Origin of the sequence: Glycomyces albidus (assembly GCF_009451885.1) — a bacterium.
Classification (GTDB): Bacteria; Actinomycetota; Actinomycetes; order Mycobacteriales; family Micromonosporaceae; genus Glycomyces; species Glycomyces albidus.
Genome location: NZ_WIAO01000055.1, coordinates 1 through 25,424, shown reverse-complemented (window position 1 = coordinate 25,424; position 25,424 = coordinate 1). Strand labels below are relative to the sequence as shown.

The 25,424-nt window shown below is 72.1% G+C and carries 20 protein-coding genes; 9 read left to right on the top strand and 11 right to left on the bottom strand.

Annotated features, from left to right (window positions below):
* Nucleotides 1-667: 667 nt before the first annotated feature.
* From GFD30_RS24835 to GFD30_RS24820, 4 genes are all read right to left on the bottom strand, one after another.
* Nucleotides 668-1,897 carry a DUF4241 domain-containing protein gene (locus GFD30_RS24835; protein ID WP_153027839.1) on the bottom strand — a complete coding sequence of 410 codons (1,230 nt, stop codon included), beginning with the start codon at nucleotides 1,895-1,897 and terminating at the stop codon, nucleotides 668-670.
* Nucleotides 1,898-2,163: 266 nt separating this feature from the next.
* On the bottom strand, nucleotides 2,164-3,675 hold the full coding sequence (locus GFD30_RS24830; protein ID WP_153027838.1) for an FAD-dependent oxidoreductase: 1,512 nt from the start codon (nucleotides 3,673-3,675) through the stop codon (nucleotides 2,164-2,166).
* Between the two features lie 49 nt (nucleotides 3,676-3,724).
* The gene (locus GFD30_RS24825) at nucleotides 3,725-4,399 is read right to left on the bottom strand and encodes a DUF6766 family protein (RefSeq protein WP_153027837.1); all 675 of its coding nucleotides are present in this window, start codon (nucleotides 4,397-4,399) and stop codon (nucleotides 3,725-3,727) included.
* 89 nt (nucleotides 4,400-4,488) lie between these two features.
* Entirely contained in the window at nucleotides 4,489-4,857 is a 369-nt protein-coding gene (locus GFD30_RS24820; RefSeq protein ID WP_153027844.1) for a hypothetical protein, read from the bottom strand.
* Nucleotides 4,858-5,012: 155 nt separating this feature from the next.
* Between GFD30_RS24820 and GFD30_RS24815 the strand changes: the two genes are divergently transcribed.
* The 6 genes from GFD30_RS24815 (at nucleotide 5,013) to GFD30_RS24790 (ending at nucleotide 13,555) form a co-directional block, all read left to right on the top strand.
* Entirely contained in the window at nucleotides 5,013-5,582 is a 570-nt protein-coding gene (locus GFD30_RS24815) for a DNA polymerase ligase N-terminal domain-containing protein (RefSeq protein ID WP_153027836.1), read from the top strand.
* A gap of 48 nt (nucleotides 5,583-5,630) precedes the next feature.
* Nucleotides 5,631-6,848, top strand: a complete 1,218-nt coding sequence (locus tag GFD30_RS24810) for a zinc-dependent alcohol dehydrogenase (RefSeq protein ID WP_153027835.1) — start codon at nucleotides 5,631-5,633, stop codon at nucleotides 6,846-6,848.
* Between the two features lie 103 nt (nucleotides 6,849-6,951).
* On the top strand, nucleotides 6,952-8,352 hold the full coding sequence (locus tag GFD30_RS24805) for a 3' terminal RNA ribose 2'-O-methyltransferase Hen1 (RefSeq protein ID WP_322633589.1): 1,401 nt from the start codon (nucleotides 6,952-6,954) through the stop codon (nucleotides 8,350-8,352).
* A gap of 133 nt (nucleotides 8,353-8,485) precedes the next feature.
* Nucleotides 8,486-11,050 (top strand): polynucleotide kinase-phosphatase, encoded by a 2,565-nt coding sequence (locus tag GFD30_RS24800; protein ID WP_407649201.1) that lies wholly within the window; start codon nucleotides 8,486-8,488, stop codon nucleotides 11,048-11,050.
* A gap of 411 nt (nucleotides 11,051-11,461) precedes the next feature.
* Nucleotides 11,462-13,057 (top strand): phytoene desaturase family protein, encoded by a 1,596-nt coding sequence (locus GFD30_RS24795; protein WP_153027841.1) that lies wholly within the window; start codon nucleotides 11,462-11,464, stop codon nucleotides 13,055-13,057.
* A gap of 15 nt (nucleotides 13,058-13,072) precedes the next feature.
* Nucleotides 13,073-13,555 (top strand): SRPBCC family protein, encoded by a 483-nt coding sequence (locus GFD30_RS24790; RefSeq protein WP_153027834.1) that lies wholly within the window; start codon nucleotides 13,073-13,075, stop codon nucleotides 13,553-13,555.
* Between the two features lie 349 nt (nucleotides 13,556-13,904).
* Here the strand turns inward: GFD30_RS24790 and GFD30_RS24785 are convergent, their stop codons facing one another.
* The 3 genes from GFD30_RS24785 to GFD30_RS24775 all read right to left on the bottom strand — a co-directional run bounded on the left by GFD30_RS24785 (nucleotide 13,905) and on the right by GFD30_RS24775 (nucleotide 17,003).
* Nucleotides 13,905-14,861: a TIGR03885 family FMN-dependent LLM class oxidoreductase gene (locus GFD30_RS24785; protein WP_322633587.1), complete on the bottom strand. Its 957-nt coding sequence runs from the start codon at nucleotides 14,859-14,861 to the stop codon at nucleotides 13,905-13,907.
* A gap of 7 nt (nucleotides 14,862-14,868) precedes the next feature.
* Nucleotides 14,869-16,500 (bottom strand): alpha-amylase family protein, encoded by a 1,632-nt coding sequence (locus GFD30_RS24780; RefSeq protein ID WP_153027833.1) that lies wholly within the window; start codon nucleotides 16,498-16,500, stop codon nucleotides 14,869-14,871.
* Nucleotides 16,501-16,574: 74 nt separating this feature from the next.
* Nucleotides 16,575-17,003, bottom strand: coding sequence for a low affinity iron permease family protein (locus GFD30_RS24775; RefSeq protein WP_227997039.1), 429 nt, complete (start codon nucleotides 17,001-17,003; stop codon nucleotides 16,575-16,577).
* A 98-nt stretch (nucleotides 17,004-17,101) separates the two neighbouring features.
* Between GFD30_RS24775 and GFD30_RS24770 the strand changes: the two genes are divergently transcribed.
* On the top strand, nucleotides 17,102-18,190 hold the full coding sequence (locus GFD30_RS24770; protein WP_194202107.1) for an FUSC family protein: 1,089 nt from the start codon (nucleotides 17,102-17,104) through the stop codon (nucleotides 18,188-18,190).
* Here GFD30_RS24770 and GFD30_RS24765 read toward each other — a convergent pair.
* Complete coding sequence (locus GFD30_RS24765) at nucleotides 18,180-18,872, bottom strand: alpha/beta fold hydrolase (protein WP_153027831.1); 693 nt, start codon at nucleotides 18,870-18,872, stop codon at nucleotides 18,180-18,182. The genes GFD30_RS24770 and GFD30_RS24765 overlap by 11 nt on opposite strands.
* 265 nt (nucleotides 18,873-19,137) lie before the next feature.
* On the opposite strand from GFD30_RS24765, the gene GFD30_RS24760 reads away from it, so the two are divergent.
* Nucleotides 19,138-19,611, top strand: coding sequence for a carboxymuconolactone decarboxylase family protein (locus tag GFD30_RS24760; protein ID WP_153027830.1), 474 nt, complete (start codon nucleotides 19,138-19,140; stop codon nucleotides 19,609-19,611).
* A 68-nt stretch (nucleotides 19,612-19,679) separates the two neighbouring features.
* Here the strand turns inward: GFD30_RS24760 and GFD30_RS24755 are convergent, their stop codons facing one another.
* Nucleotides 19,680-20,027, bottom strand: coding sequence for a lactococcin 972 family bacteriocin (locus tag GFD30_RS24755; protein ID WP_322633586.1), 348 nt, complete (start codon nucleotides 20,025-20,027; stop codon nucleotides 19,680-19,682).
* A 440-nt stretch (nucleotides 20,028-20,467) separates the two neighbouring features.
* Between GFD30_RS24755 and GFD30_RS27675 the strand changes: the two genes are divergently transcribed.
* A complete protein-coding gene (locus GFD30_RS27675; protein WP_153027828.1) occupies nucleotides 20,468-23,503 on the top strand; it encodes a DUF4132 domain-containing protein in 3,036 nt (1,011 codons plus the stop codon).
* A gap of 145 nt (nucleotides 23,504-23,648) precedes the next feature.
* On the opposite strand, the gene GFD30_RS24745 is transcribed toward GFD30_RS27675, so the two are convergent.
* A complete protein-coding gene (locus tag GFD30_RS24745) occupies nucleotides 23,649-24,128 on the bottom strand; it encodes a hypothetical protein (protein WP_153027827.1) in 480 nt (159 codons plus the stop codon).
* Nucleotides 24,129-24,264: 136 nt separating this feature from the next.
* On the bottom strand, nucleotides 24,265-25,424 hold a 1,160-nt coding region (locus tag GFD30_RS24740), incomplete at its 5' end, for an alpha/beta hydrolase family protein (protein WP_153027826.1).

The window sequence follows — 25,424 nt, the reverse complement described above, 5'->3', positions numbered from 1 at the left end:
GTTCGCCTCCCTTCGGCTGTTCTCGAATGCGGTGCGGTTTTCCGTCAGCGTGTGCGAATCGTGTGAGTCAATAGTGACTCGATGTGACTGGTGGTGGCAACACCCGGTGGAGTGAACTTTGATGAGGAAGACTCACCGGATCCCGAGAGTTCGCCTGGGGCACAACAACAGCCGCGACCGCATCGGGTCCGGACCGCTGCCACAGTGGACCGGAACTGCCGCCGTCCGCCCCGGATCGGCGCTGACCTCTCCGTCGCCGCCGCCCGAACCCGGAACACCACTGCCCCGGCCACCGCAACCGACTCTGCGGCCGTCCCCGCCCCACCGTCGCCGCCGCTTGAACCCCGATCACCGCCGCCCCGGCCACCGCAGCCGACCCTGCGGCCGTCCCCGCCCCGCCGTCGCCGCCGCTTGAACCCCGAACACCGCCGCCCCGGCCACCGCAACCGACTCGGAGACCGTTCCACCCTCGCCGTCGCCGCCCTGACGGCCCGGTCCCACACGGCGCGCAAAGCCGAAACAACGCCGCCACCGGCCCGGCCCCCGCATCCCGGCCCCCATCGGAGACGACCGCTTCACCGCCGCCCGACCCGCACCACCACCCCAGTGGCATTGCGTCGGATCCGACGGCCACCGCTGTCGGATCCGACGCAGGAACGAGCAACGGTTACCAATCCTGCTCGAAGGTGATCTCGTAATCCTTTTTCGGCTTGCCATCGCTGACAATGAGCATGTCGCTGAGGAAACAGGTCACGGAGCCTTGAGCGTCACGTCCGATCCAGGTGGGGTAGGCGCCGTCGCCGTAGTAGCAGTTGTAGGCGAACAGGTCGAGGCTCGTGCCGGGAACGGTGAAGTGCGGCGCGTCGTAAAGGCCGACGCTCCATTCCGTGAAGTCATCGCCGACGTGGTCGATGAGTGGCTGCTGGGTGGCGTCGTCCATGAAGCTCCCGAAGCCGCTCTCGACATCGAAACCGTAGAAATCCCCGTCGTCGAGGAGCCTGAGGTCCTGGCCCGGTTCGAGTGCCAGTTCCCATGAGACCGTCGGCTCGCCGGAGATCTCCAACAGATAGCCAGCGGCCGGCCGGTACTCCTTGCCGTCGAGCATCCGCATGATCTGCAGCTCGATCACTCGGTAGGACCCTGGTGGAACGCCGACCATGAACGCCTCCTTCGGGTCCAGCCAGTTCGGGTCGCAGGCGACCACGTTCCCGGTCGGAAAGTTCAAAGTCGCGACCGGAACATGGTCGACCACCATCGGCTGCTGCGAGTCCTTGTGAACCACTGTCGAGCCCTGCGTCATGAGCGCGTCGAGGTACGGACTGCTGTACGGCACCGGCGGATCCCAGGGACGGCTGTCCCCAGGGTTGAACGGAAGGGATTCGGTCACGGGTGTTACAGCGAGCGCCGGGAGGTCTTCGCCTCCGAGGATCGACCCCCAGCTCTCGAAGGAGACCACCGAGTGGATGAACTGCTCGAACGGCTCGTCCTTCGACGTGTGGCCGCTGCTGCCGCTGCGGTGCCGGTGGTAGATCGTGGTTCGACCGTCGAACTCCCGCTTGAGGGTCTTCCGCGGCACCTTCGGACTACCATCGCGCTCGCCGCTCTCGTACTGCCACCCGGTGAGCTTTCGCTCGAAAAGCGTCCCATCCTCAAGACGAAGGAACACCGCTCGTGAGGCCCTGCGCGCCTCCCCGTCGAACGCCCAACGCGCGAGGTGGTTCTGTCGCCAGGCGATGTCGAGGACGAACCGGGGACGACCGTCTTCCGCGATGAGCACCGAGTAAGGGACGCCGTCTTCATCGCGCTGGCGTGCTTCCTCTTGAGAGAGGCTGCCTACCGGTCTACCGGCGGGCCCGTTCCAGCCTTCGCAGTAGCTCGCAGTCCATGTGTGCTTCATGTGCAGGATGTTAAGCCCGGGATCCGACGTTCCTCAATTGAGGATTTCTGCGGAGGCGGTCACTGCCGGAGGGTGACTCGCCAGCGCCGGTCGTACCCGTCTGCCCGGAATCGTGGACCGCCCCCGAGGAACCGGGGGCGAGGACCGGAGACCACGCTCGATGCGGTCGATCTTGCGCACAGTTCGATCGGCCGGATGTTCAAGGGCGAGAACCTGACGCCCGCGAGCGGATCCGCCTCGGATGCGGCTTCGTGGCGGCGGCCGGCCTATTCGGGCAGCGGCGAGGTCGCCGGGCCCTGGAGGACGTCGCCGTTCACGTCGAACCGGGAGCCGTGGCACGGGCACTCCCAGGTGCGCTCGGCGTCGTTGAAGCCGACGACGCACCCCATGTGAGTGCATGCGGCCGAACGGGTGTGGACGGCGCCGTCGTCGTCGCGGTACACCGCGCGCAGGTGCCCGTCGACGCGGATCACGGCGCCCTGGCCCGGCCGCAGCTCGTCCGGGGACTGCGCGGGCGCGTGCCCGATGCGGTCGCCCACGAGGTGGCTCATGACGGTCTTCTGGTTCGCGGCGATCGAGCCGGCCTCCTTCACGATGTGGAAGCGCGACGGGTCGAACATGGTCGCCCACATCGGCGCCGTCCCGGTGACCAGTCCGGTGATCACGCGCGCCGCGACCACCCCGTTGGTCATCCCCCAGCCGCCGAAGCCGCAGGCCACGTAGAGGCCGTCGCCGCCGGGCATGCGGCCGACGAAGGGGACCTTGTCGGGCGTGCCGTTGTCCTGCGCGGCCCAGCGGTAGTCGAACTCCTCGACGCCGAACCGCTCCGAGGCCCAGGCTTCGAGCGTCCGGTACCGCTCGGCCACGCCCGGGTCGCCGGGCGTGAACGCCTCGCCGGTGACGATGAGGAGCCGCTCGCCTTCGCGGTAGGGGGCGGTGCGCACCGAGCGGGTGCCTTCCTCGCTCGTGATGTACATGCCGCCGGGGTCCTCGGCCTCCGGGATCGGCGCGGCCACGACCAGCTCGCGCCGCGGCTTGAGCCGCGAGAAGAGGCGCACCCGGTTCACGATCGGGTAGTGCGTCGCGATCACCGCCTCGCGGCAGTAGAGGGACGAGCCGGTCGCGACGGTGATCCGCTGCCGCTCCTCCCGGGGTTCGACCTCGACCGCGCGGGAGCGCTCGAATATCCGGCCGCCGTGGGCGAGGAGGTCCTGGGCGACGGCGAGCAGGAACCGGCGCGGATGGAACTGCGCCTGGTCCTCGACCCGGACCGCCCCCGCCACCGGGAACGGCAGCCCCGTCTCGGTGGTGAAGGACGCGTCGAGCCCCGCCTCGCGCGCGGCCTCGGCCTCGTCCCTGAGCGCCGCGCCCCCGTCCTCGGACCCGGTGTAGACGAACGACGGCGCGGACTCGATGTCGCAGTCGGCACCCAGCTCATCGGCCGTGGCGCGCACGTGCGCGATCGCCTCCGTCTGGGCCGTCGCGTAGTCGCGGGCCGCGTCCGGCCCGAACGACTTCGCCAAGCGGGCGTAGATCTGCCCGTGCTGGGCGGTCAACTTCGCGGTGGTGTGGCCGGTGACGCCCGCGGCGATCCTCCCGGCCTCCACCACCGCCACCGAGAGGCCCTCACGGGCGAGCGCGCGAGCCGTGCACAGGCCCGCGATCCCGCCCCCGACGACGGCCACTTCCACCTCGTGGTCGTCGCGCAGCCGCGGATGCTCGGCGCCCTCCGCGGACGCCATCCAGTACGAGGTCAAGCTGTCCTGGTTCGCATTCATCTGCGCCGGATACCCGCCCTGACAGGCGCCATGCCTCGCCGGTCCGGGCTCAGCCCGTCTCCTGCGTGACCTCGTGCGGCTCGCCGACCGGTTTCGACTCCGGTGAGCCGCGCTGGCGCAGGTAGATGCTGATCACCACGATCGAGCCCATGGCCAGGAACTCCGACTGCCAGTTCTGCAGCGTCCGGTTCCAGAAGTCGGCGCTTCCGACGTACTCCAGCCACGTGAGCGGATCCTGGAGCCGCGCGAGCCGCTCGGTGTTGAAGGCGCTCTGCCCGGCGATCGACTGCGCGAGCCACGACAGCAGGAACAGCAGGCCCATCACCAGGCCCAGCGAGCTGGAGAACAGGGCGGTGCGCCAGCCTCCGGCGCGGGCCCAGGCCGGGGAGCGGTCGGAGGCGTACCGGCCGACCTTCTGCTCCTTGTCGGACTCGAGCCCGACGTTCCCGACCCGCTTGGACTCGGGCGAGCCGCGCTGGACCAGCCACACGGTCGCGTACACATACAGGAAGAACTGGAGGTACTCCGACTGCCAGTTCTCGGCGACGTCGACGGCGAACTCGCTGGAGGTGAGGTACTGGAGGAGCGAGATCTGCCGGCCCGCCTCGACGAGCTGCTGCTCGTTGTAGGCCGAATGCCCGGCGAACGCCTGGCCGACCAGGGCGGCGATCATGATCAGCCCGAACCCGATGCTCAGGCCGTTGTCACGGAGCGTGTTCTTCATGTCCTCACCTCACAGCCGCAGGAGTCCGATCACGGTGAGGTACACGAGGCCCCCCAGCGTGAAGATCATGTACGCCACGAACGCCCAGCTCATGAACCGCTCACCTCGCACTCGTACGGCCGGTCGCCCTGCGGGCTGCACCCGGCGGCGGCGACCTTCCAGCCGTCGTCCAATTCGACCAGGAAGAGGACGTCCGCGCCGGCCCGCACCTGCGCCCGGTCGCCCCAGACGTCGACGTCGTCGACCGCTTCGGACGAGAGCTGCTGCGCGCCGACGGCCTCTTCGCAGGGCTGTCCTTCCGAGGCGGCCAGGTCCTCCTGCGCCTCGGGGGCGAGCACTGCGCAGGCCGCGGCGCCATCGCCTTCGCCGATGGCGGTCAGGAACTCGTCTGCGGCGGCCGCGGCGTCGGACTCGCGCTGGCCGGTGCCGCACCCGGCGACCGCTCCGCAGAGCGCCATCACTGCTGCAACTCGAATCCCATTCCGCACCATAGCGGCTGGGTTCCCCTGTTTCGCCCCGGTCAAACAGGAGTGCGGCCCGAGAGACGTACGCCGCCTGCCAGGAGTGTCGGACGCGGCGTTTGCAGGGGCGGGGGCCGGGTATCTCGCCGGGCATGGCACGGGACGGCAAGCTGGACCGGTACCTGGAGATGCGGGACCTGTCGAAGTCCGGCGAGCCCGCGGGCGGGCGCCGCCGCGGCAAGGGCGACCGGTTCGTGATCCAGCGCCACGAGGCGAGGCGGCTGCACTTCGACTTCCGGCTCCAGGTCGGCGACGTGCTCGTCTCCTGGGCGGTGCCGAAGGGCCCCTCGCTGAACCCGGCCGACAAGCGGCTCGCCGTCCAGACCGAGGACCACCCGCTGGACTACGCCGAGTTCGAGGGCCGGATCCCCAAGCGCGAGTACGGCGGCGGCACCGTGATCGTCTGGGACATCGGCACCTACCGCAACCTGACGAAGAAGAAGGGCAAGCCGGTCCCGATGGAGGAGGCCGTCGAGCACGGCCACGTCAAGGTGTGGCTCGAGGGCGAGAAGCTCACCGGCGGATTCGCATTGTCCAGAATGGGCGACGGCCGGGACTGGCTGCTGGTCAAGATCGACGACGAGGGCGCCGACCGGCGGCGCAAGCCCGCCAAGACGCGGCTCGAATCGGTGCTGACCGGGCGCAGGAACAAGGACCTGTAGGCAGGTGAGCGGCCCGCGATGGCCGCGAAGCGCAGAGGGGGAAGCGATATGAAGGCAGTGGTGTGGCACGGGGTCGGGGACATCCGGCTCGACGAGGTGCCCGACCCGGGCATCCGGGAGCCCACGGACGCGATCGTGCGGCTCACGCGCAGCGCGATCTGCGGAACCGACCTGCACATGGTGCGCGGCACGATGCCGGGGATGGTCGAGGGCACGATCCTCGGGCACGAGGCCGTCGGCGTGGTCGAGGAGGTCGGCGCGGACGTGCGCGGGCTGCGGCCCGGCGACCGCGTCGTGATCCCTTCCACCGTGGGGTGCGGGACCTGCTCGTACTGCCGGGCCGGCTACTACGCCCAGTGCGACACCGCGAATCCGAACGGGCCCGCCGCGGGCACGTGCTTCTTCGGCGGCCCGAAGTCGACCGGACCGGTCGACGGTCTCCAGGCCGAGTACGCGCGCGTTCCGTACGCGATGACCGGCCTGGTGCCGATCCCGGACGCCGTCAGCGACGACCAGGCGATCCTCCTGTCCGACATCTTCCCGACCGCGTGGTTCGGCGCGAAGCTCGCGGAGGTGGGCCGCGGCGACACCGTGCTCGTGCTCGGCGCGGGCGTCGTCGGGCAGTTCGCGATCGCGTCGGCCAAACGGCAGGGCGCCGGGCGCGTGTTCGTCGTCGACGGCATCGAGTCCCGCCTGGACAAGGCCCGCGAGCAGCACGCCGAGGCCATCGACTTCAACCGCGAGGACCCGGTCGAGGCCGTCAAGGAGCTGACCGGCGGCATCGGCGTCGACCGCGTCATCGAGGCCGTCGGCGTGGACGCTCAGCGCCCGAAGTCCGGGCCCGCGGCGAAGCAGGCCGACGAGCAGGCCGGGCAGTTCGACCAGGAGGTCCGCGCCGCCGCGCCCGAGGCCCGGCCCAGCGGGGACCAGTGGGTGCCCGGGGACGCGCCCAGCCTCGCGATGCAGTGGGCCGTCCAGGCGGTCGCCAAGGCCGGCAGCATCGGCGTCATCGGCGTCTACCCGGCCGGGTTCGGCAGCTTCCCGATCGGCGACGCCATGAACAAGAACCTGACGGTGAAGATGGGCAACTGCAACCACCGCCGGTACATCCCGTACCTGCTCGACCTGGTCCTCACGGGCACGGTCGACCCGACCGCGTTCATCACCAAGCACGAGGCGCCCGCGAGCGCGATCGAGGCGTACGAGGCGTTCGACCGCCGCGAGGACGGCTGGCTCAAGACCGTCATCGACGTCGCCGACCGCTGACCGTCGCATCCGGACAGTGCATGGGGACGGCGCATCCGGGCAGTGCATGCGGACGGTGTGAAACCGACTCGCCCGGGTGGCGACCGGGTGGCATGATCGGCGGGTGCTCCTGACCATCACGACCACCGCGAAACCGGCCACCGACCTGGGACGACTGCTGCGCAAGCACCCCGACCGGGTGCAGGCGTTCGAGCAGTCCTTCGGGACGGCCTGGGTGTTCTACCCCGAGGCCGCCGACGACCGTTGCACCGCGGCGCTGCTGCTCGAAGTGGACACCGCGCGGCTGGCGCGGTCGCATTCGCGGCTGTCCGGGGACGCCTCGATCAAGCAGTACGTGAACGACCGGCCGTACGCGGCGTCGTCGCTGCTGGCCGTGGCGCTCGGCAAGGTGTTCTCGACCGCGAGGAGCGGGGTCAGCCAGGAGCGGCCCGAGCTGGCCGCCGCGGCGATGCCGCTGGAGATCGCGCTCCCGGCGGTGCCGTGCAAGGGCGGACCGGAACTCGTACGGGACCTGTTCGAGCCGCTTGGCTGGCGGGTGGAGGCCGAGGCCGTGCCTTTGCCGGGCTTCGGGACCGACTCCCGGCACGTGCGGGTGCGCCTGACCGGCGAGGTCCGGCTCGCGGACGCCTTGAGCCACCTGTACGTGCTGCTGCCGGTGCTCGACGACGCCAAGCACTACTGGGTCGACATCGGCGAGGTCGACAAGCTGGTGCGCTCCGGCGGCGACTGGCTCGCCGGTCACCCGCGGCGCGGCCTCATCACGCGCCGGTACCTGGCGCACCGCAGATCCTACGAGCGGGCCGCGATCACCAGGCTCGCGGAGCTCTCCGAAGCCGCCGAGGCCGAGGAGGAGGCCCCGGTGGAGGAAGAGGTCCCGTCGGCGGCCGAGGACGTCGAAAAGTCCCTTCCGCTGCACCGCATCAGGATCGCCGCGGTCGTCGAGGCGCTCGGCGCGGCCGGGGCGGCTTCCGTGCTCGACCTCGGCTGCGGTTCGGGGAAGCTCCTGACCGCGCTGCTGGCCGACGCCCGGTTCACGCGCGTCACCGGCGTCGACGTGTCGTCGCGGGCGCTCGACCTGGCCGAGCGGGAGCTGCGGCTCGACCGGATGCCCGAGCGGCGCCGGCGCCGGCTCACGCTGATCCAGGGCTCGGTGGTCTACCGCGACAAGCGGTTCGCCGGGTACGACGCGGCGGTGCTCATGGAGGTCGTGGAGCACCTCGACCCGGGCCGGCTGCCCGCGATGGAGCGGGTGGTCTTCGGCGAGGCCCGGCCGCGGACCGTGGTCGTGACGACCCCGAACGCCGAGTACAACGCCCGCTACGGCATGGAGGAGCACCAGATGCGCCACGCCGACCACCGCTTCGAATGGGACCGCGCGCGGTTCGCCGAATGGGCCGCAGCCGTGGCCGGCCGGTACGGGTACCGGCTCCGGATCGAGGGGGTCGGCGCCTCCGACCCCGAGGCGGGGACCCCGACCCAGATGGGAGTGTTCGACCGTGACTGAGTCGGAGAACGACGTGCCGCAGAACCTCGAACCGCAGAACCTCGTGCCGCGGCCCGACGAGCCGCAGCGCGGCGCGTCGCATGCCGCCGAGCCGCAAGGCGGTGCGTCGCAGGCCGGTACGGCGGAGAACGGTGTGCCGCAGCGTGACGCGGCGGAGGACACCGCGCCGCAGGAGGCGCCCGTGGTAAGCGTCCCCGAGCTGTCCCTTGTGGTGCTCATCGGCGTCTCCGGGTCCGGGAAGTCGACGTTCGCCGCGAAGCACTTCAAGCCCACGCAGGTGATCTCCTCCGACTACTGCCGGGGCCTGGTGTCCGACGACGAGACCGACCAGACGGCGACGACCGAGGCGTTCGCGCTGCTCCAGCACATCGTGGGGACGCGGCTGCGGCTCGGGCTGCTCACCGTCGTCGACGCCACGAACGTCCAGCACCGCGCCCGCGCCGAACTGCTCGCACTAGCAAAGCGGCACAACGTGCTCGCCGACGCGATCGTCCTCGACGTCCCCCCGTCGCTGGCCGCCGAGCGGAACCACACCCGGCCCGACCGCGACTTCGGCGAGGCCGTCGTCCGCCGCCACCACCGCGACCTCAAACGCAGTCTCAAGCACCTCAGGAAGGAGGGCTTCCGGCGGGTCCACCACCTCTCGGGCGCCGAGGCCGTTGAGGCGGCGCGGGTCGTCACCGAGAAGTCCTGGAACGACCGGGGAGAGGAGACCGGCCCGTTCGACCTCATCGGCGACGTGCACGGCTGCCGCGCCGAACTCGAAGCGCTCCTGACCGACCTGGGCTGGACGATCGATCGGGATGCGCAAGGCCGCGCGACCGGCGCGGCCCACCCCGAAGGGCGCAAGGCCGTGTTCGTGGGCGACCTGGTCGACCGCGGCCCCGATACGCCGGGCGTGCTGCGCCTGGTCATGGGCATGGTGAAGGCCGGGAACGCCCTCTGCGTGTGCGGCAACCACGAGCAGAAGCTCGTGCGGGCCATGCGCGGCAGGAAGGTCCGCGTCGCGCACGGCCTGGCCGAGTCGCTGGAGCAGCTCGCCGCCGAGGACGAGTCGTTCCGCGACGAGGCCGTCGCGTTCATGGACGGCCTCCGCGCCCACTACCTGCTCGACGGCGGCAGGCTCGTCGTCGCGCACGCCGGGCTCAAAGAGGAGTACCACGGGCGCTCCTCGGGCAAGGTCCGCTCGTTCGCGCTCTACGGCGACACCACCGGGGAGACCGACGAGTTCGGCCTGCCCGTGCGGCTGCCGTGGGCCGAGGACTACCGGGGCGCAGCGGCGGTCGTCTACGGCCACACGCCGGTCCTCGAACCCGAATGGGTCAACAACACCATCTGCCTCGACACCGGCTGCTGCTTCGGCGGCAGGCTCACCGCGCTGCGCTACCCCGAGCGGGAACTCGTCTCCGTTGCCGCCGAACGCGAATGGTACGAGCCGGTCCGGCCGCTCGCCGCCCCCGAACGCGACGCCGCGACGCTCGACTTCGCCGACGTCGCCGGCGACCGGCACCTGAGCACCGGCCTCGTCGGCACGGTGAAGGTGCGGGCCGAGAACGCGGCCGCGGCCCTGGAGGTCATGAGCCGCTTCGCGGACGACCCGCGGCGCCTCCTGTACCTGCCGCCGACGATGGCGCCCGTCGACGCCTCCGATGTGGACGGTTTCCTGGAGCACCCCGCGCAGGCGTTCGACCAGTACCGCGGCCGCGCCGAACGCGTCGTGTGCCAGGAGAAGCACATGGGCTCGCGGGCCGTCGCGCTCGTATGCCGCGACCCCGAGACCGCGAAGCGCCGCTTCGACCTCGACACCGCGCCCTGGGGCGCGCTCCTGACGCGCACCGGCCGGTCGTTCTTCCAGGACGAGGCGCTCACCGGCGAACTGCTCGCCAGGGTCGCCGCCGCCGCCGAGCAGGCGGGCTGGTGGGACCGGCTCGAGACCGACTGGGTGCTCCTCGACTGCGAACTCCTCCCCTGGTCGGCCAAGGCCAGGGACCTCATCGAGGACCAGTTCGCCGGCGTGGCCGCGGCGGGCCTGGCCGCACTGCCGGCCGCCGCGCAGGTGCTCGAAGCGGCGTCCGCGCGCGGACTCGACGTCGCCGCCCTCGCCGAACGGACCGCTGCGCGCCGGTCCAACATCGAGGCGTTCGCCGACGTCTACCAGCGGTACTGCTGGCCGACCGACGGACTCGACGGCGTCCGGCTCGCGCCGTTCCAGGTGCTCGCCGCCGAAGGCCGCAACCTCGCCGACCACCGCCACGACTGGCACCTCGACGTCCTCGACGCCCTCGTCGCCGCCGACGGCACCGGGCTGCTCAAGGAGACGCGGCGCCGGTTCGTCGCCCTCGGCACCGCCGACGAGGACGAGGCGACCCGATGGTGGACGGACCTGTGCGCCGAAGGCGGGGAAGGCATGGTCGTCAAACCGGTCCTCCAGGACCGTCCCCGCCTCCAGCCGGGGCTGAAGGTCAGGGGCCGGGAGTACCTGCGGATCGTCTACGGCGCCGACTACACCGACCCGGAGCGGCTCGCGCGGCTGCGGCAGCGGAACCTCCAGCACAAGCGGTCCCAGGCGCTGCGCGAGTACGCCCTCGGCGTCGAAGCCCTCGACCTGGTCGCGAAGCGCGCACCCCTCTGGCAGGTGCACCAGCTCGTGTTCGCCGTCCTCGCCCTCGAATCCGAACCGGTCGACCCCCGGCTGTGACCGCCGAACGTGTCGAATCGGGCACGCGCGGGTACTCCGCGGGCGACAATGAACGCCGACTGCCAAGGGGGGCTGATGACCAACGGTGAAACCGGTCATGTGACCGGCACAGCGGACAAGGACTACAACATCATCTGGTTCGTGGAAGCGTGCCTGAGCAACGCGCTGCGGCTGGAGACCTACATCGCCGACGCCGAACGCGCGGGCGACACCGAGCTCGCGGAGTTCTTCAAGCGCGCGCAGGGGGCGAGCCGCAAGGGCGCCGAGGAGGGCAAGGCCCTGCTCGCCAAGGGGCTCACCGGCTCACCCGTCGCGGCCGGCGCCCCGCCGTCGCTGGGGGGCGCCGGCCGCTGCGGTACGCGACGCATCGACGCGGCGGACCGGGGTATCCGGCCGCCGGAAGGAGGCGCCATGGGATCGGACGAGACCGCCGACGCGGTCGTCATCGGAGCGGGCCCCAACGGGCTCGTCGCCGCGAACCTCCTCGCCCAAACCGGCTGGGACGTCCTCGTCCTCGAAGCCGCACGGGAACCCGGCGGCGCCGTGCGGACCGCCGAACTCGCCGCACCCGGCTACCGCGCCGACCGGTGCAGCGCGTTCTACCCGCTCGGAGCCGTCTCGCCCGTCATCGCCGGGCTCGGCCTCGGCGAACACGGGCTGCGCTGGCGGCGCGCACCCGAAGTCCTCGCACACGTCCTGCCCGACGGGCGCGCCGCACTGATCTCGCAGGACCTCGACCGGACCGCGGCCTCGCTCGACTCGTTCGCCGCCGGCGACGGCGACGCGTGGCGCACCGAGTTCGCGCTCTGGAGACGCATCCGCGAACCGCTCCTGGACGCGCTGCTGCGGCCGTTCCCGCCCGTGCGCGCCGCCTCCCGGCTGCTGCGGGCGCTCGGCCCGGCCGACGCGGTCCGCTTCGCCCGCACCGCCGCGATGACCGCCCGCCGGTTCACCGAGGAGCGATTCCAAGGCGAAGGCGCCCGCGTCCTCGTGGCCGGCAACGCCATGCACAGCGGCCTGGGCCCCGACCAGTCCGCGAGCGCGCTGTTCGGCTGGCTGCTGTCGATGGTCGGCCAGGACGCCGGGTTCCCCGTCCCCGAAGGCGGCGCAGGCAACCTCACCGCCGCGCTCGTTGCGCGGCTCCGAGCGCACGGCGGCCGGATCCACTGCGGCCGGCCCGCCGCGAAGATCCTCCACGCCCGCGGTACCGCCGTCGGCGTTCGCGACGGCGACGGCACGCCGATCCGGGCCCGCCGGGCCGTCCTCGCCGACACCTCCGCGCCCCACCTGTACCGCGACCTCGTCGGCGTCGAGCACCTCCCCCGCCGCCTCGCGGCCGACCTCGACTCCTTCGAATGGGACCACGCGACCCTCAAGATCGACTGGGCCCTCGACGGCCCCGTCCCGTGGGAGACCCGGGACGCCGCCGGCGCCGGGACCGTCCACCTCGGCACGGACCTGGACGGGATGTCGGAGCACGGCGCCGCGCTCGCGACCGGGCGCGATCCCGAGCGGCCGCTCCTCCTCGCCGGCCAGATGACCACCGTCGACCCGACGCGGTCGCCGCGCGGGACCGAGACCCTGTGGGCGTACACGCGGCTGCCGCGAGGGCTCGGATGGAGCGCCGACGAGACCAGGCGCCGGGTCGAGCGCATCGAGCAGGAGGTCGAGCGCCACGCGCCGGGCTTCCGCAACCGGGTGATCGGCCGGGCCGTGTCCGGCCCGCGCGAACTCGAGGACCTCGACCGGAACCTCGACGAAGGCGCCATCAACGCCGGCACGGCCGCGATCTACCAGCAGCTGGTCTTCCGGCCGGTGCCCGGGCTCGGCCGCGCCGACACGGTCCTGGACCGGCTCTTCCTCGCGGGCGCCTCCGCGCACCCCGGGGGCGCCGTGCACGGTGCGCCCGGTGCCGGCGCGGCGCGTGCGGCACTGGTGCGCAACGGCATGGGCGGTGCCTGGTACCGCGCGGGCGTGGACCGGCTCCACCACTGGCTCTACGACTGAAACGGGGGCAGTGTCATGAAGGATGCAGCGGATATCGGGGTCACGGTGACCGTGCCGGCCCCGGTCGAGGCGGTCTTCGCGGTGCTGGCGGACGGCTGGGGCTACGCGTCCTGGGTGGTCGGGGCGTCGCGGATCCGCGCCGCCGACGCCGACTGGCCGGCCGTCGGCTCTCGGATCCACCACAGCATCGGCCCGTGGCCGCTGCTGCTCCAGGACACGACCATCGTGGTGGCCGTGGATCCGCCGAAGCTGCTGGTGCTCGACGCGCGGCTGTGGCCGCTCGGCAAGGCCCGCGTTCGCTTCGACCTGGTCGCCGCCGAGGGCGGGACCCTCGTCAAGATGACCGAGGCCGCCGTCACCGGACCGCTGGCGGTGCTGCCTGTGTCAGTGCAGGACAAGATGATCGCGCCCCGCAACCGCGAGTCGCTCAACCGGCTCTCGCGGCTCGCGGAGGCGAACGCCCGCGACGAGCGGACCACCGGCTCGGAAGAGGAGTGAGCGCGGACCGGTGAGCGCGTGGCCGTGTGAGCACGCGGTGGTGTGGATGCGCGGGGGTGTGGATACGCGGTCGTGTGATCAACCTGGAGTGCATGCGCGCGGTTGACCGGCACAGCGGAGCTGCGGCCCGCCGACCGGGCCGACGGGCCCATCCCGATCGAGAAGTGCCGGGCGCGGAGGACCGGCCGGCTCAAGGGACTCGGGCACCCCGTAGCCGGTCGCGCTCGGCGGAGCCGTGGAGTCCGCCGCCGACCGGCTCAACGGAAGCGCCGGGCGCCGATCCCGTTCGAGAACGTGCCGGTGCGGGCCGACCTGCTCCAGGGGTGAAAGCGCCCGCAGCCGTTCGCGCTCAGCGGAGTTGCGGCAGGACCTTGTCGCCGAAGGCGTCGATGAACCGCTCTTGGTCGGTGCCGACCTGGTGGAGGTAAAGCCGGGAGAAGCCGAGTTCCGCGTACTCGGCGAGGACGGCGGCGTGACGGGCCGGGTCCGATCCGATGTGGATGCCGGGCTCGAGGGCGTCGGCCGGGACGTGCGCGCAGGCGGCGTCGAACTGCTCGGGCAGCTCCAGCTCCTGGTTCAGTTCCGGCGGCAGGGCGACGAACCGCCACTGTTCGAGCGCCTGGGCGCGGGCGCGCTCCTCGTCGGGGTCCCAGGACAGGTGGACCTGGAGGTGGAGCGGCTTGCCCTCGCCGCCGCCCTCGCGGAAGGCGTCGATGATCGCCCGGAGCCGCGGGGCGGGGGCGTTCACGGTGATGAGGCCGTCGGCCCAGGCGGCGACCTCGCGCGCGGTCCGCGGCGAGAGCGCGGCGGCGAACAGCGGCGGCGGCGTCGCAGGGCGGGTGTAGAGCCGGGCCGCGCGCACCCGGACCCGGCCGTCGTGGTCGACGGTCTCGCCGCCGAGGAGCCGGCGGATGACGTCGGCGCACTCGGCCAGGCGTGCGTTGCGTTCGGGCTTCCGTGGCCACACGGCCCCGGTGACGTGCTCGTTGAGGGCCTGGCCGCTGCCGAGCGCGGGCGTGAAGCGGCCCGGGAAGAGCTCCTCGACCGTGGCGATGGCCTGGGCGGTGACCGCCGGGTGGTAGCGGTTCCCGGGGGCCGTCACGACGCCGAACGGCAGCGACGTGGCGGCCATGGCGGCGCCGAGCCAGGTCCAGGCGTACCCGGACTCGTCCTGGTCGGTGCTCCAGGGCGCGAAATGGTCGGAGGAAAGCACCGCGCCGAACCCCGCGGCCTCGGCCGCGACGGCGGCCGCGGCGAGACGCGACGGCGGGAACTGCTCGTGCGAAGCGTGGTAGCCGATCTCCACGGCGGCCTCACTTGAAGACGTGCGTGCGGGGCCGCAGCCAGCGGTAGCCGTGGCCGGCGAGGCGCAGCGTCGGCGGGTCGTCCTCGTCCCGCGGGTACTCGCCGTCGGTGAGGACGTCGACGAGGTCCGTCAGATCCTCGTCGGGAATGCGGACCTTGACCTCTTCGCCGCTGAGATTGACGAGGGTGACCACGGTGCCGTGCCGCTCATCCTCGTGCCGGAGGGCGACCACCGACGGGCAGCCGGTGTCGAGGGCGCGGTGCGTCCCGAAACCGATCTCGGTCAGGCCCAAGCGGGTCCGGACCATGTCGCCGATCTTGGCCATGAGGCTCCCGGGTTTGCGCTGCTGGTCGTAGACGTTGACCTTCGCGTAGCCGAAGGGCCCGTCCTTGACCGGCTGCGCCACGAGCCGGTCGGGCGGGGCGGTCGAGAACCCGGCGTTCTCGTCGCCGGTCCACTGCATGGGGACGCGGACGCTGAGCCGCTCGCGGCGCGAGAGGTCGTCGCCCATGCCGATCTCGTCGCCGTACTGGAGGACCGGCGTGCCCGGCAGCGAGAGGACGAGCGCGTGCGCGGCGGCGATGCGGCGCGGGTCGCCGTCGAGCATCGGAGCGACGCGGCGGCGGATGCCGCGGCCGTAGGCGCGCATGTCCTCGTCCGGCGCGAACACGGCCATGACCTCGTCGCGTTCGGCGGCCGAGAGCCGCTCCAGATCGAGTTCGTCGTGGTTCCGCAGCCAGTTCGCGTACTGGCTGCGGCGCGGCGGCTGCGGCAGCTCGTCGAGGGCCCGGTGCACCGGTTCGGCCTCGCCGCGCGCGAGGGCGAGGAAGACGCGGTTGTTGACCCAGAAGTTCAAGTGCATGGTCATGCCCTCGCCGTCGAGGAAGTAGTCGTCGTACTCCTCGATGGGGACGTCGACCTCGGCGATGAGGGCGGCCTCGGGGTGGCGCAGGGCCGTGAACTCGCGGAGTTCGCGCAAAAAGTCGGTGCCTTCTTGGAAGTCCTCGGCGGCGTGGGCGCGGTGGACCATGTACGGCACGGCGTCCACGCGGAACCCGGAGACGCCCAGGCGCAGCCAGAAGGCCATGATGCGCCGGATCTCTTCGCGCACCACCGGGTTGGCGATGTTGAGGTCCGGCTCGTGGGAGTAGAAGACGTGGCGGTAGTACTGTCCGGCCTGCTCGTCCCAGGTCCAGATGCCGTCCTCGACCGTGGGGAAGACCGGTTCGAGCCCGTCGTCGCGGGGCTCGTCGGACCAGATGTAGTAGTCGCGATAAGGGGACTTGCGGTCGGAACGGGCCGCCTGGAACCAGGGGTGCTGATCGGAGGTGTGCTGGACGACGAGGTCTGCGATGACGCGGATGCCGGTCTCCTCGGCCGCCTCGAGGAGTTCGACCATGTCGGGGACCGTGCCGAGCCGGGGGTCGACCGAGAGGTGGTCGGTGACGTCGTAGCCGCCGTCCTTGAACGGCGACGGGTAGAACGGCAGCAGCCACAGGCAGGTGACGCCGAGGCCGCGCAGGTGCTCGAGCCGGTTGGTGATCCCCCGCAGGTCCCCCCATCCGTCGCCGTTCGAGTCGCGGTACATCGCCGGGTCGACGGCGTAGATGACGGCGTTGCGGTACCAGAGCGGCTGCATGGCCCTCCTTCAGCGGATCGTCCTTCGGTGGCGGAGACTGGTACCCCTGTCCGAGCGGGGGAAAACCAGGCGCGTCAGGCGCTCTCGTCCTCTTCGAGGCCGACCGCGCGGCGCAGCTCCTCCCGGCACTCGTCCAGGTCGTCGGAGTCGGGGTCGGCCTTCGCGACGTGCTCCATGAGGTCGGCCAGGCCGTTCGCGACGGCGTTGAGCTTGTGCTGGACCGCCGCGTCGTTGCGGGACTCGGTGTTCTGCAGCAGCGCGACCATGAGGAACGTGATGATCGTCGTGGTGGTGTTGATGATGAGCTGCCAGGTGTCCAGCGGCAGCCAGAGGATCGAGGGCGCCCAGATCAGCACCACGAGGATGCAGAACAGGAAGAACGGCGCACGAGCGGTGAGCGCCGCCACTTTCGTGGCGAACTGGTCGAACGGGCTGATATGCCGGGAGATGTCCCTCGGCATCGTCGCTGAGCGGCGCTTCGAAACGTGCTCTTTGGTGTCCATGAGTGAAGCATCCCCGCCTGCGAGGTCGGCCAAACATCGCGGCACGCGCTCTCCCCGCGTGCGTTGTGCGGGTGGCCGGCCGGGGTATGCCTGCGGGCATGGATCGGTACACGATGATCAGCGGCGTGCGGAACGACCTGCGCGGGGCATGGGGCTTCGCCCGCGAGGCGCCGAGGCGCGGGACGTGGGCGCGGGAGACCGTGGTGCAGGCGTTCAAAGCCGGAGTCGCCGCCATGCTCGCCTGGTTCGTGGCGGCGTACCTCCTGCGGCTCCCCATGCCGTACCTGGCGCCGTGGGTGGCGCTCGCCGTCGTCCGCCCGACCGTGCACTGGTCGGTGCTGACCGGTCTGCGGCAGGTGGCCGCGGTCGCGCTCGGTGTGCTGATCGCGGTCGGCTCCGCGGCGCTCATGCCCGGCCGGGAGCTCGCGCTGGCCATGTGCGTCCCGGTCGCGTTCCTGGTCGGCTACTGGCCGCGCTTGGACGACCAGGGACTGTACGTGCCCTTCACCGCGCTGTTCATGGTCGCGGTCGACAGCGTCGAGGAGCCGTTCGTGCTGTTCCGACTGCTGGAGACCGGTCTCGGCGCCGCGATCGGGATGGGCGTGAACCTGCTCGTCGCGCCGCCGGTGCGGGTGCTGACCGTGGACGCGCGCGCTCGCCGGGACGGCGAGGAGACCGCGGCCGTGCTGCGGGAGTTCGCGGCGCGGCTGCGCGGCGACGACGGGGACGAGCCCTGGTCGACGCGGGCCCGGGACCTGGACCAGCGGGCCGGCGAGGCCCGGTCGGCGCTCCAGCACGCGCGCGACAGCCTCCGGCTCAACCCGCGGCAGGGCGAGGCGTGGGTGCGGGAGTCGATCGAGAGCGCCGGCGCCGCGTTCGACCTGATCCGGCGGGTGAACCGGTCGGTCCGCGCCGTCGCCGACATCCTCGACGACTCCCGGCGCGACGGCATACCGGACCCGGCGCTCGACGCCGGGTTCTCCCGCGAATGCGCGTCGTTCCTCGACACGGCCGCCGACACGTGCGAGCGCCGGGTCACCGAGCTGCTGGGGTCGGCCGACGGCGAACCGGCCGACGACCTCTCCGGTGCACTCGAGGCGCTCGAGCAGCACGCCGACAGCGGGGCCGAAGCGCAGGCGGCACTGCTCATCGCACTGCGACGCCTCGCGCTCGACCTCAACCGGTGACCCGGGTCCGCTGCTCGCGCCAGAGCTCGTCGAGCTTCCCGGCCAGCGCCTTCGGATGCTGGAGGGCGACCATGTGCCCGCCGTCGATCTCGTCGGGGGTGATGCCGAGCCGTTCGGCGACCAACTTTCTCACGAAGTCGGGCGGGAAGAACCGGTCGTCGCGGCACAGGAGGTACCGGGTCGGAACGTCGGGCCAGGTGCGAATCGGCGACGGTTCGTCCCATCCGCCGTTCTGCTCGCGTTCGTGCGCGAACGCGGCCTCGATCAGCGGCCTGGGGACGCCGTTGAAGAACGCGTCGAGCTGCTCCTGCTCGGTGTCGATGGCGATGCCGAGGTCGTTGAAGCCGGTGCCGCCCCACCATTCGCTCGGGCTCTCGCCCGGGGCCGGGATCATCGCGGTGACGAGGACGAGCAGTTCGGCTTGGATGCGGGAGCAGACGACCGGGGCGGTGAGTCCGCCGAAGGAGTGAGCGACGATCACGGGGCGGGTGAGGCCGGCGCATGCGGCGACGACGGCGTCGGCGTATTCGGCGACGCCGTTGGCGGGGTCCTCGATCGGCAGGTCGACGGCGAGGGTCTCGTGGCCGAGGCGGTGCAGTTCGGGTTCGACGAGGTGCCAGTCCCAGGCGCTGCCGCCTCCGCCGTGGATGAGGACGAACGTGGTCGCGGGTTCGGTCTCCATGGTGTGCTTCCTTTCGCCGCGGTGTCGGGCCGACCGGTCACCGCGTGAGGCGCCGGGCCGCGGGTGCGGTCATGGGGATGACGCTAGACCCCGGGCGGGATCGCGAGAAGAGGAGATCCCCGATGAAGGCCGTCGGGCTCGTCGGCGATGTCACTGTGGCGCAGAGGGTCTGCGCCGAAGAGTGACGGTCGACACGTGCGGTCACATTCGGGTCGGGAGATCCGTCAGGGCGGTGAGAGCAACACCGAACCTGGAGGACACCCGCATGGAACCGCGCTTCAACTACTACGCCACCCCCGTCGCCGCGAAGGTCGTCAAGTACGTCAACTCCGCCTCGAAGGCGGTCGAGGACGCCGGGCTCGACCCGCTGATCCCGAACCTGGTCCTGCTGCGCGCGAGCCAGATCAACGGCTGCGGCTTCTGCACCGACATGCACTTCAAGGACGCGGTCCACGCCGGTGAGGACCCGGTGCGGCTCAACCTGGTCGCGGCCTGGCGCGAGGCCACCGTGTTCACCGGCGCCGAGCGCGCCGCGCTCGCCCTGACCGAGGAGGGCACCCGCATCGCCGACGCGCAGACCGGCGTCGACGGCGACGTGTGGGAGGCCGCCCGCAAGGAGTTCTCCGACGACCAGCTCGCGGGGCTGATCTCGCTCATCGCGGTCATCAACGCGTACAACCGCATCAATGTGCTCGCCGGAAGCCCCGCCGGAGGCTACGAAGTCGGCCAGTTCGCCTGATACCCGGCGAGCCGAGGGAACAGGGAGCCGAAGGGGAGGGCCGCGGCGTCCTCCCCTACCGCGGCTCTTCAAGCGTCGGGGTTGTACTTGGTGTAGCAGGTGTGCGCCGCGCCGGCTTCGACGCTGGCCTTCGCCCACTCTCCCGCGTCCGCGACCTGCCGGTCGGTCCCGCTCGCCATCATCGCGGTCGCGCTGTGCCGGTTGGTGGGATGGAAGTAGTTGGAGTAGCAGACCTTGCTGAACGGGTCCGAGCCGGAAGCGGTGCCCGTGCACCAGGTGCCGCCGTCCACGTCCCGGCAGAAGTTCTCGTAGCGGACCGATTCGAGCCCGGCGGTCCCCGCCTCGGCCTGCACCGCCGTCGTGCCACCTACCAGGATCGCCGCCGACATGACCGCGACCATCAGGTGCTGTTTCACGCGCTGCATCTGACGTACCCCCTGGTTCTCCCGGCCGGACAGGCCGATCCCTGCACTGCGGCGCGCCAACGGCCCCGATCGGCCTGCGTGGCAGCGCGCCTCCGGGAGACTATCACTTTCAGTAACCGAACATTCACATTCTGATGCGATCCGCTGAGGCCGCGGTGCGCACCTGCGGTCGTCGGGTTCAGGGGCGGGGACCGGGCGGGTTCGCTCGGGTCGGAGCCGTCGTTCAGCCGGGGGCAGGCGCCGCGCTCGGCGGCCCGCACCGTCGGGGGACGGAGCCCTCGGGGAGGGCGTCCACGGATGAGACCGGCGCCCTGCAACACCGGCTCATGCCAACGCTGCAATCGAATACCGCGCCCGTGCCGTCGCGGACCGTTCTGTCGCATCCGCACCCTATGCTCGACGCCGTCGTCTCCGGATCAGGAAGGGCTCGAATGACGAAACGCATTGCACCCCAAGAGGATCGGATTCCGTTCCCGTCCGCGTGGGCCAGGCGGCTGCTGCCGCGGCGCGGCAAGCGCGCCGGGACGTTCACGCCGGCCGACCCGGCGGCCGTCGACCGGCTCCGCAAGCAGATCCGCCGGGAGGAGGCGCAGCTCCGGGCCGCGCTCGCGGCGCCCGCGAACCGGCCGTTCGAGGCGGCCGGGCTCACCTACCTCGACGGCGCCCCCGATCCCCGGGGCGCGGCCGCGGTGGCGGGACTGCTCCTCGACTACGACGGCCGCCTCATGAAGCCCTGGCTCCGACCGGAGTTCGACCTCTGGCTCGACGAGCGCGGCCTGGCGTTCGCGGTGGCCGCGGCGATCGAACTGCTCGCGCTCGACGAACGCGACGAGCCCTACAAGCGGCCCCCGCAGATCGCCGACCGGGTCCTCGTCGAGGACGACCCGAGCCGGCTGCACACGCTCTTCAACGAACTCCTCTGCGACACCCTCGCCGACCTCCGGACGCTCCTGCACGACGCCGCCGAGGCCGAGTACGCCGAAGTCGTGGCCGCCGCCGCCGCGCACCGGGACACCCCGACGAAACGGATCGCCGCGATGGCGGTGCTCCCCGACGAACTGGAGTGGGCGCTCGAAGCGTGCCGCGACTTCGGCCGGACCACTCCCTCGTCCTATGCGGATATGAGCCTGTGGCAGTCGGTCACCACCCCCGAGCAGGTCGCGGCCATGGGCGCGACCGACTTCGGCCGCTCCGGCGTCGCCGGCCTCGCAGGGATCCTCGACGGGCTCGGCGCCGAGGCACTCCCATTCCTGGTCGCGGCCCACCGCGAGCGCCGCACCGAAGAACTCGACCGGGCGATCGCGCTGACGCCGAGCGACGACGCGACCGCGTACCTGCTCGAGCGCCTCGAACTCGACGACGTGTTCGAAGCGGCCGTCGAAGCGGCCGGGCACTATCCGCTCAGGACGCTCCGCGTCGCCGCGAGGCTGGCGCCCGAGGCCCCCGTCGAACGGCGCTTCCGGCTCGCGGCCGTCGCAGGGCTCCCCGACCCCGCGCTCCGCGCCCACCTCGGCGAGGAGGACCGGGCGTCATTGGACGACCTGTTCGCCACCAGCGGCCGCGTACCCGACGCCGCCCCCGAGGAGCTGCCGCCGCTGCTCGCCGATCCCCCGTGGGTCCGCAAGCGGCGCAAAGGGAGGCCGGTCGTCATCGAGGGCCTCAGGGCGCCCGCTCCGGCGCAGGGCGACCAGCACGGCGCGGTCCGGCTCAGCCAGCGAGGAGTCCGCCTGGTCGCCGAGCGGTACGCGCGGTTCAAGACCGAGCGGCCCGGCGCGATCGCATGGCTCGACCACCACGGCGTCGACGTCGTGCCCTACCTGGTGCCGGACGCGCTCGGCGCGGACAAGCAGCTCCGGAAGTACGCCGAGGCCGCCCTGTCGCACCTCGCCGGCCGGCTCGGGCCCGCGGCCGTCATCGCGGCGGCCGAGCCGTTCGGACCCGAGGCGGCCGCGGCATTCGCCGCGCTCGTCGGCGACGACCCGCTGGAGCCCCGCGGCGTCAAAGTCCCGAAGCCGGGCCCGTGGGTGGTCCCGGCGACGCTGCCTCAGGTCGTCCTCAAGGGAGGGAAGCGGGCACTGCCGCCGGACTCGGTGGCGCACCTGGTGACCGTGCTCGCGCTGGCGACGCCCGAGTACCGCTACCCGGGGCTCGCCGTCGTCGCCGACGCCTGCGAGCGCGACTCGCTCGCGCGGTTCGGTCTCGCCCTGTTCCAGCGGTGGCTCAAGGCCGGCAAGCCCGCGAAGGACGCGTGGGCGATGACCCAGCTCGCCCACTTCGGCGACGACGCGGCCGTGCGCGCCCTCGCCGAGCAGGTCCGCGAATGGCCCGGCGAGAACCAGCACAAGCGCGCCGCCACCGGCCTGGCCGTGCTCGGGTCGATCGGCACCGAGGAGGCGCTGCGCGCGCTCCAGGGCATCGCGGACAAGGTGCGGTACGGCGCCCTCAAGGAGGAGGCCGGCCGCCAGATCACCGCGATCGCGCGGAGCATGGGCCTGGACAGGGAGCAGCTCGCCGACCGGCTCGTCCCCGAGTTCGGCCTCGGCGAGGCGATGGTCGTCGACTACGGGCCGCGGCGGTTCACCGTGGAGTTCGACGAGCGGCTCCAGCCGTTCGTCGTCGACGAGGACGGCCGGCCCCGCAAGGCCCTCCCGAAGCCGGGCGCCAAGGACGACGCCGCCCTCGCCGAGAGCGGGTACCGGCGCTTCGCCGCGCTCAAGCAGGAGCTGCGCCAGGTCGCCGCGGACCAGGTGTCGCGCCTGGAGGCCGCGATGGTCGACGGCCGCGAATGGGATGTGGACGAGTTCGACCGGTGCTTCGTGCGGCACGCGCTGACCGGGCGGCTCGCGCGGCGGCTCGTGTGGCTGTACGAGCGGGACGGTCGGCGGTTCGCGTTCCGCATCGCCGAGGACGGCACGTTCGGCGACGTGGAGGACGACGCGGTCCGGCTCGAGGCGGGAGGTCGCGTCAGGCTCGCGCACCCGGTGCTCCTCGGGTCGGAGGCGGCGGCCGCGTGGAAGGGCGTCCTCGAGGACTACGAGATCCTGCAGCCGTTCGACCAGCTCGGCCGGCCGGTCATGGCGTTCACGGACGACGAGCTCGCGACGGGTCGCCTCAAGCGGTTCGAGGACGCGACCGTGGAGGTCGGGCGCATCCTGGGCATGTCGTCTCGGGGCTGGCGGCGCGCGGCGCCGGAGAGCGGCGGCGTGATCCCGGGCATCGCGCGGCGGCTCCCGGACGGGCGGTTCGTGACGGTGGCACTGGACCCGGGGATCTGGGCCGGCTCGGTGAACCACTACCCGGAGCAGCGGCTGAAGGCGGTCAGGGTCGCGAAGGCCGAGGAGTACCGGCGGGACGCCGAGGAGGTCGCGCCGTTCGAAGGTGTGGACCCGGTGGCCGCTTCGGAGGCGCTGGCGGCGCTGGCGCGGCTGGTCGGCACCGCCGCGGAGGGCGCCCCTGTTGCGGGCTGAAGCGAGGCCGGGTGGCTGCTGGTCGGCGCCGCCGCGGAGGGCGCCCCTCGCGGGCTGAGACGACGCCCGGCTCGACCCGCGGTGGCGCGGGGCGGGTCGCCTGACGGCGGCCGCAGGCCGGCGCGTCCGGCCTGCGGCCCCGCCGCTAGACGGTCTCGACGGACTCGTAGGTGCCGTCGCCGTCGGCGTCCGTGGCGATCTCGTCGATGAACCCGTCGTTGTCGGTGTCCGCCTCGACGACGTTGGCCCAGCCGTCCTGGTCGGTGTCGGTCAGGACCGTGTCGAGGTCGCCGTCGAGGTCGGTGTCGAGCATGCCGGATTCGGCCACGCCGTTGCCGTCGACGTCGGTGACGGTGGTGTCGATCCAGCCGTCGTTGTTCATGTCGGACTCCCACGTGTCCGTGACGCCGTCGCCGTTGGTGTCGTAGGTGACCGTCTCCATCACACCGTCGCCGTCGAGGTCGGTGTCCGCGGTGGCGGAGTAGACGTCGTCGTCGGAGTAGGTGTCCTCCGAGTACGTGTCGTCGTACGTCGTGGAGTCGTCGGCGGCGAACCCGTCGGTCGGGTCGGCCCCGTACTCGTCAGCGGTGTAGTCGTCGGTCGCCGTGGGTTCGAATTCGCTCATCGCTCTCCCAATCCTGGAGGTGAGAAGTGTTCGGTGCTTGCGTTGAGAACAATAGGACCCGCTCGCAAATCAGGCGTTTCCAGGATCCGTGTCGGCAGGCGGCCCGTCCGCACCGGTTCCCGACGTCCGCTTCGAGTCACTTGTAGACGGTGAGGTCGCCGTGGGGCTCCAGCGTCGCGGCGAGGTCGGCCGGCCGGCCGCCGAGGGCGGCGTCGAGGAAGGCCGCCGTGAGGTCGGCCGTGAGCCGCAGCCCTTCGGTGCGGTCCGCGGTTCCCAGGAGCGAGGGCAGTGGCGGGAACGACAGTGCGGCGTCGGTGAAGGAGTAGTGCCCGGTGCCGGCGAGTTCGAGGCGGTAGCCTTCGGCGCCGAGTTCGAGCGCGGCGTCCAAGGCCGGCAGGTAGTCCGGGTTCTCGGCGGCCGACACGGGACTGGTGATCGAGAGCGCCGGCTGGTCGAACGGCTGCGGCGCGGCCGCGGGGTCGAGCCCGCCGTCGATGTGGACGACAGCGGCGAAGCGCGGGTCGGCGGCGGCCGTCATGAGCGCGGCGGCCGCTCCCCGGGAGTGGCCCGCGACGGCGGCGCGCGCGGTGTCGAGCCGGCCCGCGAGCGGCCCGGGGACCTCCCCGCGGTTGAGCCGTTCGAGCTGGGTGAGGACGAAACCGAGGTCGGCCGTCCGTGTCGCGAGGTTCTCGGTCGTGGCCCGAGCGACCTCCGCGTCCGTCAGGCCGGCGATGGCGTTGCGCGAGTGGACCGGTTCGCCGTCGACGAAGGTGACGGCAGCGTCGAACGGGTGGTCCACAGTGGCGACGACGTACCCGCGACTGGCCCACTCCTCCGCCAGGACGGTGTTCGCGGTGCGGGTCGCGGACAGCCCCGGGGAGAACACGATGAGCGGGAAGCGGTCGGCGCCTTCGGCGACCGGCGCACCGAACACCGCGTGCGAGGGGGCGCCGGCGGACTGCTCGAGCAGGAAGCCGGGGATCCCGAAGAGCTCGGCCGAGGCCGCGATCACGGCCCGCGACTCCGCTTCGGTCTCGCGTCCCGCGACGGCCGGTTCGGCGCCGGTCGCCCGCGCCGGGTACCAGAGCTGGACGACGACGGCGCGGTGGTCGTCCGGGTCCGCGGTGAACGGCTCGGGTCGGTCCGGGTCGGTCCACTGCACGACGGCGGCGCCCACCGCGAACGGCCCGGTCGGCTCCGGGTACACCGGCACCGGCATCGCCCACGCCGCGGCGGGGGCGGCGGCGACCAGGGCCAGGCACGCCAGGGATCCGGGCAGCGCGAGCCACGGCCTCG

Coding starts and splice junctions, on each gene's coding strand:
- GFD30_RS24835 (WP_153027839.1), bottom strand. CDS start 1,897: ATGAAGCACACATGGACTGCGAGCTACTGCGAAGGCTGGAACGGGCCC.
- GFD30_RS24830 (WP_153027838.1), bottom strand. CDS start 3,675: ATGAATGCGAACCAGGACAGCTTGACCTCGTACTGGATGGCGTCCGCG.
- GFD30_RS24825 (WP_153027837.1), bottom strand. CDS start 4,399: ATGAAGAACACGCTCCGTGACAACGGCCTGAGCATCGGGTTCGGGCTG.
- GFD30_RS24820 (WP_153027844.1), bottom strand. CDS start 4,857: ATGGCGCTCTGCGGAGCGGTCGCCGGGTGCGGCACCGGCCAGCGCGAG.
- GFD30_RS24815 (WP_153027836.1), top strand. CDS start 5,013: ATGGCACGGGACGGCAAGCTGGACCGGTACCTGGAGATGCGGGACCTG.
- GFD30_RS24810 (WP_153027835.1), top strand. CDS start 5,631: ATGAAGGCAGTGGTGTGGCACGGGGTCGGGGACATCCGGCTCGACGAG.
- GFD30_RS24795 (WP_153027841.1), top strand. CDS start 11,462: ATGGGATCGGACGAGACCGCCGACGCGGTCGTCATCGGAGCGGGCCCC.
- GFD30_RS24790 (WP_153027834.1), top strand. CDS start 13,073: ATGAAGGATGCAGCGGATATCGGGGTCACGGTGACCGTGCCGGCCCCG.
- GFD30_RS24780 (WP_153027833.1), bottom strand. CDS start 16,500: ATGCAGCCGCTCTGGTACCGCAACGCCGTCATCTACGCCGTCGACCCG.
- GFD30_RS24775 (WP_227997039.1), bottom strand. CDS start 17,003: ATGGACACCAAAGAGCACGTTTCGAAGCGCCGCTCAGCGACGATGCCG.
- GFD30_RS24770 (WP_194202107.1), top strand. CDS start 17,102: ATGGATCGGTACACGATGATCAGCGGCGTGCGGAACGACCTGCGCGGG.
- GFD30_RS24765 (WP_153027831.1), bottom strand. CDS start 18,872: ATGGAGACCGAACCCGCGACCACGTTCGTCCTCATCCACGGCGGAGGC.
- GFD30_RS24760 (WP_153027830.1), top strand. CDS start 19,138: ATGGAACCGCGCTTCAACTACTACGCCACCCCCGTCGCCGCGAAGGTC.
- GFD30_RS27675 (WP_153027828.1), top strand. CDS start 20,468: ATGACGAAACGCATTGCACCCCAAGAGGATCGGATTCCGTTCCCGTCC.
- GFD30_RS24745 (WP_153027827.1), bottom strand. CDS start 24,128: ATGAGCGAATTCGAACCCACGGCGACCGACGACTACACCGCTGACGAG.